This is a genomic window from Mycobacterium sp. (assembly GCF_050701675.1).
Classification (GTDB): Bacteria; Actinomycetota; Actinomycetes; order Mycobacteriales; family Mycobacteriaceae; genus Mycobacterium.
On record NZ_JBOGDD010000591.1, the window covers coordinates 1 to 10,626 of the forward strand.

The 10,626-nt window shown below is 67.4% G+C and carries 6 protein-coding genes; 1 reads left to right on the forward strand and 5 read right to left on the reverse strand.

Annotation, left to right across the window (positions count from 1 at the left end):
• Window positions 1-24: 24 nt before the first annotated feature.
• Window positions 25-1,527, reverse strand: a complete 1,503-nt coding sequence (locus ACRDUX_RS18215) for a hypothetical protein (protein WP_526415422.1) — start codon at window positions 1,525-1,527, stop codon at window positions 25-27.
• 222 nt (window positions 1,528-1,749) lie between these two features.
• On the opposite strand from ACRDUX_RS18215, the gene ACRDUX_RS18220 reads away from it, so the two are divergent.
• Window positions 1,750-2,514: a class I SAM-dependent methyltransferase gene (locus ACRDUX_RS18220; RefSeq protein ID WP_526415423.1), complete on the forward strand. Its 765-nt coding sequence runs from the start codon at window positions 1,750-1,752 to the stop codon at window positions 2,512-2,514.
• A 269-nt stretch (window positions 2,515-2,783) separates the two neighbouring features.
• Here ACRDUX_RS18220 and ACRDUX_RS18225 read toward each other — a convergent pair whose 3' ends face one another.
• From ACRDUX_RS18225 to ACRDUX_RS18240, 4 genes are all read right to left on the reverse strand, one after another.
• A complete protein-coding gene (locus ACRDUX_RS18225; protein ID WP_526415424.1) occupies window positions 2,784-3,068 on the reverse strand; it encodes a BrnT family toxin in 285 nt (94 codons plus the stop codon).
• Between the two features lie 123 nt (window positions 3,069-3,191).
• On the reverse strand, window positions 3,192-6,407 hold the full coding sequence (locus ACRDUX_RS18230; protein WP_526415425.1) for a GmrSD restriction endonuclease domain-containing protein: 3,216 nt from the start codon (window positions 6,405-6,407) through the stop codon (window positions 3,192-3,194).
• Window positions 6,408-6,645: 238 nt separating this feature from the next.
• Window positions 6,646-8,190 (reverse strand): cohesin domain-containing protein, encoded by a 1,545-nt coding sequence (locus tag ACRDUX_RS18235; protein WP_526415426.1) that lies wholly within the window; start codon window positions 8,188-8,190, stop codon window positions 6,646-6,648.
• A gap of 8 nt (window positions 8,191-8,198) precedes the next feature.
• On the reverse strand, window positions 8,199-10,626 hold a 2,428-nt coding region (locus tag ACRDUX_RS18240; protein ID WP_526415427.1), incomplete at its 5' end, for a choice-of-anchor B family protein.

Below are 10,626 nucleotides of genomic sequence, written 5' to 3' on the forward strand. Positions count from 1 at the left end.
AGACGGAAGGGCGGGGGGGGACGGTCAGCCGCCCGGAGCTTTGCGACGCCAGACGACCCCGGTCAGCGCGTCGGCATCGGTCAGCGGCTCATAGTGCTCCTGGATGAAGCGGTAGATCGGATCATCCGCGGTCAGCAACGCCTGGTCCACCATGACGTACGGGACATCGGCGGCGCGCAGCGCCGCGATCACCTCCTCCTTGTGCTCGCGGCTGTGGTAGCGCGACAGGATGAACTCGAAGCGCGTCGGGTTATGCGCGCCGAGAATCAGATACGTTTCCTGGGAGAACGGATAGCGGAAGAACGTCCGCGACGGCACGTGCTGCAGCAGCGCATCGAGTTGGCCGTACAGCTGCGCCGTTCGCCCGTTCATCTGGATCGGCCCGAAGGCCGAGTCATACGTCGAGACGAACCACGTGGCCGGCCGTGGCAGATTGCGATCCAGCTGCCAGGCACAGGCGACGGCGATCGCCACGCTAGCGGTCCAGCCCACCAGGCGATCGAGCCGCTCGGGCAACGCGCTGAGCGTCCATTCGAGCCCACCCGCGAGCACGACCAGAAAGACCGGCACGATCAGGGCGATGTGGATCAGATCGGGGTAGTACGCGATCGATAGGATCGAGAAGACGGCGAACGAGGTGAGCACGATGGCCAAGCGCAGCGACCCGACGTCGCCGGCGCGTCGCCAGCGCGCCACGAGGAAACCGACGCTGGGAACGAGAACGGCGGGCGCGTATGTCAGCAGCCGCGGGAAGATCGTCGCCGGCGGCGTGCCGAACAACCAGCCACCCCAGCGAATCCGGTTGGCAGCCCGGTAGTTGAACAGCGGAAAAACCACCACGGCGTGCCACACCGGTTCGATCCCGGCGCGGGTGACCAGCACGAGGCCGACCGGCACGACGACGAGCAGCGTGCCGGCAACCAGAATCATCACCTGGCACACCAGCGGTGCCCAGCCGCGGGATGCCCCCGCACGGCGGCTCAACCAGGCGTCCGCGGCGACGATCAACGCCACCCCGACGCCGAGGCTGAGGCCGCGCTGTTGATGGACCGCGACGAGCAGCCCGACCACGACGCCGGCGGCGAAGATCCACCCGGCGCGGCCGCGCATCTCGATACACATCACGAGCAGCAGCACCGACAGCGACGTGCCGAGCCAATGGTAGCTGGCGACGGGCAACGCCGGTTGCGCGACGACCAGATACGCCAGCCCGGCCGCCCAGGCGAGCGGGCGGCGAACCCCGAGCCGCCGGCAAGCGATCGAGACCAGCACGGTGGTGAGCCCGTGCATGACCGCCGTGGCCATACGGGCGGTCCGCAACGTGGTGCCGAACAGCCAAAACAGCGCCGCCATCAGGTATTGCCATCCGGGCGTGGTGAGGTCGAAGACGTCGCGGTACATCACCTCGCCAGCCAGGACGCGCTTGGCCTCGTGCAGCATGTGCGGCTCATCGGGCGAGTGGTACGCGAGCGGGAAGGCGGCCAGATAGCTGACCGTGGCGCCGAACAGCACCAGCGCCAGAGCCATATCCGGCCAACCGCGGGGTTCGGGTGCCGCCGTCGTCATATGCGGGTTCGGGGATGGTCCTGCGGCCGCGACCGCGCGGCCGGGCAGGCCTGTTCTACTACAAAATTACCGGCTGTCATCGGTTGCGCCGTCCGCCTGCGCTAAGTAGGGTTCCGAGCCGTCGCGCGCACGCGACCAACGATCGAGGACGCACCGATGATCAAGCGAGGCATAGACCGCATCTTGACCCAGATCACCGGCCGCCGGCCAGGCCCGGCGAGCCCGTCGGTGGGCCCGGACCAGTTCCCGATTCCGCCGGCGGACGTGCGCTACCGCATCGCCAGCCGCGAGTATTCCGAAACCGAATTCCTGACGCACGGCAAGAGCCTCTGTGAAGGCTTCCTGCAGGAGATGCGCACCTACGGCGTGCAGCCCAAGCGTATCCTCGATCTCGGCTGCGGCTGCGGGCGCATCATCCGGCACTTCATCGCGCGCGGCGGTATCGAGTGCTACGGCAGCGACACCGACGCGGTCGGCGTCCAGTGGTGCCAGCGCAACCTGCCGGGCGGGACGTTCACGGTCAACGAGCGCCTGCCGCCGATGCCCTACCGCGATCAGATGTTCGACTTCATCTACGCGCACTCCGTCTTCACCCACATCGATCTCGAGTCGCAGTACGCCTGGCTGCGCGAGTTCAAGCGCCTGACCGTGCCCGGCGGCCTGGTGCGCATCACGACGATGGGCGAGGGCGGCTTTCGCGGCCTCAGCGACGTGATGCCGCAGCATGTGAAGGACGAGTTCCTCGCCAAAGGCTTCGTCTTCTTCGACAACTTCACCGACGGCGTGCTGCCCGACTGGTACCAGTCGACCTTCCACTCCGAGAAGTTCGGCCGCGAGCTGTTCGAGCAGCACCTCGGTCAGATCGTCGAGTTCCGCGGCGGGATTCCGACCCCGGAATGGAAGGATCCACAGGACACGTACATCATCCGCGTGTCCGCGAACCAGTGACGGCAGTTGGGTCCGGCCCGCTGCGCGGCCGCAGTCGGCTGGATACTTTCGCCGGGCGTTTGCTCGCCCCTTGCTGTTCGCGAAGCAGCGGTGCCAACGCGCGGAGTGCCTCGTTGACGGCCGGACCGTCAGGAAAGACGTCTCGCAGGTCCGGGTCCACCACGACCACATTCGCCCCCTGGGCATAGCGAGCCGAGGTCACCCCACGCCGAGCTGCGCGGAAGTCGTACTCCGAACGGAGCGTGTCGCTGTCGGCGATCTGCTTCTTGCTAGGCTTCGGTTTCCTCATAGTCCTCTCGCTCACGGCGGGTCGCCGGCCGGGCGCTGATCAACCGCGTACGTGGAGGCCGCTCCGTAAAGGCGACGACCAGCAACCTACGTCGCCCCGACAAACCGAGCAATACGAATCGCTGTTCGTCTGCCGAGTGATCTGGATCCGCCATCAGCATGGCGAGGGGGTCAGCGAAGGCGGTCGACGCCTCATCGAATGAGACCCCGTGCCTTCCGAGATTCTCAGCCGCCTTCGCCAGATCCCATTCGAACTCGTAGCCCACTCCGGCCCCCTTCAAACGGCGCCGCGTCCAACGGGCGGTGGCCGCGCCGATCCTCGGCTATTCCCGGCGCTCCTTCGATGTCGCCCGCCCGTGGCCTCCGGACCATCGGCTTCTGGATCCTGATCAGGATGAGCCGCCGTGCAGCATTCCCAAGACGTCGGCACAGGCGACGGTGGCGCGAAGAAGGCGATCGGGATCAACCTCGCGGACGTGCGCGATTTCGTTGCGGACCGGTGCAATCTGGCTAACGGCAGCCTGGAGTCGCTGCTTTACGTCCTGTACCCCGCTGAAGCGGCCACGGGTCTCCGGCCAGACCTCCGCCGCGAAGAGGAGGGGCGGTAGCTGACCAAGGTATAGATAGTCAACGACACTGAGCGCCTCGGCAGCTGCGGGGCGCGCCCGGAGGGCGCGCGTGAGGCTCTCGCGTTCGCGTTCGGGCAGCGCCTCTTCGATTCTCCGCGCGGCCGCCTCGCCGAAGCGTGCAGCGTAGACCTCGCGGACGACGCCGCGCAGCGCGCGCTCGCTCTCCACAATGCGTCGCCACACGGCCTCGGCGCCTGGCAGGAACCACGGGGGAGTGAGCGGCGGGGCACTCGCCTCGCCTCCCAACTGGCGGAACGCCACACGGACGATGTCGGCCATTCTCCTCCGCCGCTCTCGGAGAAATTCCTCATACTCCAGCGACTCCCAAACTGGGGGAAGTGCGTGCTCCGCGCACATGCGGCTCCACCGATCGTCGTCAATAGCCAGCTTTTGGCGCAAACGCGGCACGTACTCAGCCGGCCCACGACCGCCGATCACGCTATTCTCGTGCCAACCGACGTCCGCCAGGTTCGCTACTTGGTTGCCGGAGCGACGGTCGCCGATCCCGCGTGTCTGGAGCCAGGCCTTCGGAAACAGATGGTGGGCTTCGCTGGCTGCGCGAGCACCCTGAGCTGGCGGGTCAAGCAAGTTCTGAAGGAGTTGGTCGGAGAAGAGCGCCCGTGTGCCGAGAACGACCTGGGCCGCCCGGAATGCAAGCGCAGCGGGAGCCCGCGCCTTCTGCGTCTCCAACGCCGAGACGAGGGAGTGCGTCCAGTAGTCACCCGTGATGGTCTCGCCCATCGCGTCGTCGAGAGCGCGAACGAAGCCGTCGGCGTCGTTCGGCCCCAGCCTGGCAACGCGCGCCAGGTCCTGCTCGAACATCGTCTCCGACGAGCCCGAGTAGCGTGCGGTAAGCAAAGATCCGAATACCCAGCGTGCGATCATCTCGTCGAGTTTGCTCTTCGAGACCCCAACCTTCCGGCCGCGGATATAGAACGCATAGGCGTTCACTATCGCGTTCTTCGAAGCGACGAGAGCCTGGCTGACGAATCCCGCGTGTTTCACTCGAAGTAGGTAGTCACGCCACGGCGTGGGCTCCATACACTCCGTTGCCGCTTCGTCGAGTTGACCCAGGAGCTTCACGCGTCTGGCAGTGTCCGCTTCGCCCGTCGTCGGATCGACACCACGCAAATAGCGGTAAACGGCTGACATTCGTGCTCGACCAAACGCGACGCCGCAAACGGCGCGCAAGAGCTGTTGTGTGTCGATTCCGACCAAGGCCCCTTGGGACATTGCCCGCGCGCGCTCCTCGATGCGGTCGCGCAACTCACCGTGAAACACCGAAAGCAGCGTAAGGACAAAGTCGGCTTGCCCAAGGCGCGTTCCCTGGTTGTTGATGCGGACAAAGATCTCGGCGACGTCTTCCTCCGTAACCTCCTCATCCGGCGTGTTCGCCGTCTTGCGAATGTCGACCGTAGGAAAGCGGTAGTCGCTGATCGCATGCGCACGATCGAGATTGCGCTCCGCCGCGTCCTCGTACGCCTCGTCGACCGCGCGCCCTTTGTCCCGGAGCGCGTTAATGAGATCGCGCCGGATCTGTGGCTTGGGACGCGTCCCGTTCCATAGTTCCGTTGCATTTGGCAGGAACTCGGGGTCATTCCGGATCGCCGCATCGGCGACCTCGAATCGCCCGTCGCGCGGACGAAACGCGATCGTAACCCTTCGCATTGCACCATCTTTGTCGACGACTTCTACACCCCGCATCACAGCGTAGAGAGACGTGAGACGCTGCTGTCCATCGATGACCAACGTCGTCGCTCGCAGGCCTGGTCTTTCCGCTCCGAGCGCACGGGCGTCTTTGTCGTTGGACGTATGCCAGAAGACGAGCGTTCCCACCGGGAAGCCCACGAACAGCGAGTCGAGGAGGTCTCGTACCTTGGTATCTTCCCAGACGAAGGGACGCTGAAGGTCTGGCAGGGCGATCACCTCACGCTCGATATCGTCCATCAACGAAGCAATGGCGCGCTGACCGGGTTCGAAGATTGGCGCCCGCCCGCGGACCCGTGGCTCACGCGAAGCGCTCGATTCGTCCTCGTCCGACGCATCGTCGGTGTCCTCGGAATCTTGCGCCTCAACGACAGGCTGCGGTAGGTCGCGGCCAACAACTCGGGCGACAAATGCGACCGCTTCAGGGACATGATCGTCGAGGCTCACAGCACGCCGCACGCGGGCCATCGCCATGTCAACGAATCGGTCGAACCCGTCCTTCAGCAAATCGACCGCTTCCGCCGCGTGCTCCACGGGGAATGTCAGAATCAGCCCTTCCGGAACCGTCTTGAATTCTTCGTCTTTCTCAGTCTCGGCTCCGAGGTTTAGGCGGACATCATCACCGACAGGCCCGATGACACTGACGCGCATCTTGGAGCGCACGACCTCACATGCGAGCAACCTTCCGGTCATCAGTCGGAGCCCGTGCTCCTTCTCGCGAAGGTACCACGCGTTGCTGCGCTCCTCATCCGCGCTCTCGATTGCCAATGCTAGAAAATCTAGCGCCGCGCGGCGTGTCGCCTCATTCGGAATCGAGAGCTCCAACGTCTCGCGAACACGCTCCTCGACGCCCGGACGCTGAGTCCATATGCCGGCAGTGAGGTTGAAGGTCGCGGGCGACTCCTCCTCCGCGACCTCGCGCCTCGAACGGGCCCGAAACTCCGACATCTCCGGGAACCGACTCTCAAGGAACGGAACATCGATGGCTGCGGGTCGGCTGGCGAGCACCTCACGGCCGCGTTCCGTCAGTTGAAATCGTCCCGGGCCAACTGCTCGAAGGAGCCCCGCTTTCTTGAGGTAGGTCGTTGTCCAGCCCACGCGGTTGTACAAACGCGTCTGTCCGCTTCGGAGAAGCTGAGATCGGTCGTCGTCGGAGAGCTGGAACTCTTGGGCCAGTCGCTCGACCGCTTCTGCGAAGACGTGCTCCTCACCGTCTCCTGCCAATTTCAACAGCGGAAGCATCAGGCTCTGGAAATCGGGAACAGGCATGCCGAGCACCTACCCGCGTTGCACCCTACGTATCAAGGGCGAACCTTGCGACCAAGCACACCGACGCCGTCACGCCGAGATTGAATCAAGTTGCTGCGCGAGGCGGCCGTCTCGGACGCCCCGGCTCTCGCGGGCACGGCGCCGAAGGGGCGGCACCCCCCAGGACCTCGGCACAACAAGCGGTCGCCTCGCTTCCGAAGGCGGAAGCGCAGTGGCCGGGACGCTGCGATACAGTCGACTACGGCACGACCAGGTTGAACGCGCCGTCCGGGTCGTTGCCGCTGCTCGAGTAGGCGATGAACGGCGGGTTGAGCACCTCGACGTAGGCGGCGCCCGTCTGGGCCGTCGCGGGCACCTGGAAGGTGAACCGGTTGGCCGAGACGATGGTCAGCGGGACGTTGGGACCGTTGGGCCCGAAGCCGCCGAGGTTGGTGCCGCCGCCGCTCTGCACGTTGAACAGGTTGATCACCGAGAGGGTGGAGAAGCCGGTGCCGTCGACGGTCACCGTGCTGCCCGACTGGGTGATCGAGGTGATGCTCAGCAGCGCGCCGATGGGGACCGACACCGCGTTCGACTGCACGTTGCCGACATAGGGGTTGTTCACCACCTGGACGCTGCCGGGACCGGTGGGGGAGTTGGCGGGCAGGGTGATCTGCATGAACGTCGACGTCCAACCGGCCTGCGGCGTGCGCGGCCCGAGGTTGCCGTTGGCGCTGAAGACGTTGACCAGCGGATTGTTGAACCCGCTGCCGGTGATGGTCATCGGCGCGCCAGCCGCCACCACCGTCTCGACGTAGGCGAGCGGCGTCGACGGATCGGGCGCGTGCAGGTTGACGCCGTTGATCGAGCGGATGGTGGGGATGTTGGCCGCGGCCGACCCGAACAGCAGCTGGCTCTGGGGGTTCGACCAGATGTAGTTCTGATCGGTGTTGATCACCACGACGGTGACGAAGCCGCTGCCGAGCGGCAGGTTGCTCGGCGGGAGCCAGGTGAGCGAGTTGGCGGTGCGGGCGGTCGGCACGTGGGCACCGCCGTCGATGACGCCGCCGTAGCTGATGAAGAGCTTCACCACGCTGCCGGCGGTGAAGCCGCTGCCGGTGAGCGTATGCGACTCGCCGACGGTGATCGGCAGGGCGATCGGATCGAGCTGCGGCGGGACCACCGGCACCGGCGTGCGCGTGCTGGTGCCGGTGCGCGTCGCCGTGCGCGTCGCGGTCGGGACGGTGCGCGTCGCGGTGCGCGTCGGGGTGCTGCTCGATGTCGGGGTCGAGGTCGGCGTCGCGGTGCGGGTGTTGGTCGGCGTCGGCGACGGCACGCTGATCGTGCCGCTGGCCGGAGTGCAGTCGATGGCGCCCTCGTTGAGATCACAGCGCGCGATGGTGAGCGCGCTGGCGCCCGGCCCCTGGCCGCGCACCGGCAGGCTGAACATGATGCCGCCACCGGTGAGGGCGTTCGAACAGGCGAAGCCGACCTGCACGGTGCCGGTGATGTTGTTCATATTGGACACCGGCGTGCAGCCGCTGATCAACGTCGCGGCGATGGCGTCGCCGGTGACCTGAACGACCGCCGGGTCGTAGGTGAAGCGGAAGTCGGCGCCCTCGACCCCGGCGGCGTTGTCGATCGACACCGCCACCGTGCCATCGGCGCCGACGCCGAGCGTCGTCGTGGCCGGCACGCTGACCTGTGCGGCGGGCGCCGCCGCCGGTAGCCCCAGGCCGACCAGCAGCGCGAGGAGTGCGCCGGCGGTGCGGCAGCGGAACACGTGCGTCGATCGTCTCATCATCTCACCCCTCACGGCGCCTGGATGGTGAAGGCGCCGTCCGGATCGTTGCCACTGGAAGAGAACGCAAAGTACGGCGGATTGATCGCCTGGATGAAGGCGGGCCCGCTGACTGCCCCGGCGGGTACAGTGAAGGTGAACTGCCCGGCCGACACGAGGGTCAGGGGAATCGCCGCGCCACCGGCGGTGAGCCCGCCGAGGTTGACCGCGCCGCCGCCCTGCGCGTTGAAGAGGTTGATCACCGTCGCCGGGGAAAACCCGCTGCCGGTGACGGTCACCGTGGACCCGGCCTGCGTCACCGCGTCGATGCCGATCGCGGCGCCGAGCACCGTGGCGACGGCGTTCGAGCCGACGTTGCCGACGAACGGCGCGTTGACCACCTGCAGCGCGGCGGGGCCGGTCGACGCGCCCGCCGGCACGACGATCTGCAGCTCCGTGGCCGAGCCGCCGGGCAGCGGATCGAGCGGGCCGAGGTTGCCGTCGAGCGAGAACAGGTTGATCTTCGGCGCGTTGAAGCCGCTGCCGCCGAGGGTGATGGTCGCCCCCGGGGCCAGCACGGTCGGCACATACGCGACCGGCACCCCCGGATCGGCGGCCATCACCGCGACGCCGGCGATGCTGGTCAGGCTGGGGATGTTGGCCGCGGCGGCGCCGAGCAGCAACTGGCTCTGCACGTTCGACTGCGCGTAGCCCTGGTCGGTGTTGACCACGACCAGGCTGGCGAAGCCGGCGCCGAGCGGCACCGAGACGGGGATGGGCACGGTGAGGGCGGTAGCGCTGCGCTGCGTCGGCGCCAGCGGACCGACGCCGACGACGCCGCCCGAGGTGGCGACGAACAGCATGACGACCGAGCCCTGGGTGAAGCCGGAGCCGCTCAACGCCAGCGACGCGCCGACCACGATCGGCGCCGGCAGCGGGTCGAGGATGATGACCGGGATCGGCGTGATGGTCGGCGTCCGGCTCGCCGTGCGGGTCGCGGTCGCGGTGCGTGTCGCCGTCGCCGTGCCGCTGATGGTCGGCGTGCTGCTCACCGTCGGTGTCGGGCTGGGCTCGCCGCCGAGCTGCGGCTGGATGATGAACATGCCGCTCTCGATGCCGCCGACCAGGACGATGCCGCTGGCGAAGTAGGGATAGTTGCTCCAGGTGCCGGCGAAGCCGGCGGCGTTGCTGCTCGGGACGACGTCGAAGTAGGCGGCCTCGCTGAGCGACGCCGACGCCACGTCGGTGAGGTCGAGAATGCGCAGCCCGGCGCGATAGTTCGATTCGTAGGCGTAGCCGCCCCTGATGTAGAGGTTGTGATCGGTGGCGGTGGTCGGGCCGAGGTAGTCGCCGATGACGCTCGGCGCGTCGATGTCGCGCACGTCCCAGATCAACGTGCGGGTGTTGTGGCCGAAGTTGAGCTCGTCGAGCTCGTCGTCCATCAGGAAATAGGCGTGGTCATCGGTGAGCCAGCCCTGGTGGCTGTAGCCGCGGCCCGCGTAGGTGGTGCGCGAGAGCTGCACGGTGGCGGTCTTGGTGGTGACGTCGGCGATGGTCAGCGTGTCGGCGTTGGAGCTGAAGCACAGCTCGCGGCCGGCGTAGGCGGCGTCGGGCCCGTGGTAGGTGACGCACTGGGTCTCGTGCGTATAGCCGTCGTTCGGCGTGCAGCCGGCCGCCTCCGGGGCGAGCGGATCGCGCACGTCGACGATGTGCACGCCGGTGCTGCAGGTGTTGGTGCCGGCCGCGTAGGCAAAGCCGGTCGCCTGGTTGAGCGCCAGCGTGTGGCAGTTGCGGAAGCCGTCGTAGTGCCCGGTCTCGGTGAAGGTGCGCGCCGGGCCGCTGACGTCGCGCAGCTGCGTGAGGTCGAAGATCTGCATGCCGTGGTTGGCCGCCTCGCTGACGACGAAGGCGTAGGTGCCGTAGACCTTGACGCCGCGCCACAGCGAGTTGACGCTGTGGGTCGGCAGGTTGCCGAGATAGAGCGGTTGGCTGGGGGTGGTGACGTCGATGAACGCCAGGCCGCTGCTGCGCCCCATGAGGGCATACTCGCGGCCGGTGAGCGGGTCGGTCCAACCCCAGACGTCGTTGCCGTCGCCGCCGCCGATGCTGCTCAGCGGCAGGAAGGCGAGCAGGTCGGCGTTGCGGCACGGATAGGTGCCGGCCAGACCGTCGACGCACGGCGCGCCCGGGATGACCGCGGCGCTGGTCTCGGCACAGGTTACCGCCTCTTGCTGGTAGGCGCCCTCGGCGAAGCACCCGCCCGCCAGGCCGACGCCGGCCAGCAGTTGCGCCGCGCTCTGGCCGTAGAGCGGTGCGAAATCGGCCGGCGCGCAGCGCGCCGCCACCATGCGCTCGACCGCGACGCGCATGCGCCGCACGCGCGCCGCGGCGCGCGCCGCCAGGGCGTCCTTCTGCTCCAGCGTCAGGTCACGGCCGGCGAGGTGATCGAAGGTGCGCCGC

Coding starts and splice junctions, on each gene's coding strand:
- ACRDUX_RS18230 (WP_526415425.1), bottom strand. CDS start 6,407: ATGCCTGTTCCCGATTTCCAGAGCCTGATGCTTCCGCTGTTGAAATTG.
- ACRDUX_RS18215 (WP_526415422.1), bottom strand. CDS start 1,527: ATGGCTCTGGCGCTGGTGCTGTTCGGCGCCACGGTCAGCTATCTGGCC.
- ACRDUX_RS18235 (WP_526415426.1), bottom strand. CDS start 8,190: ATGATGAGACGATCGACGCACGTGTTCCGCTGCCGCACCGCCGGCGCA.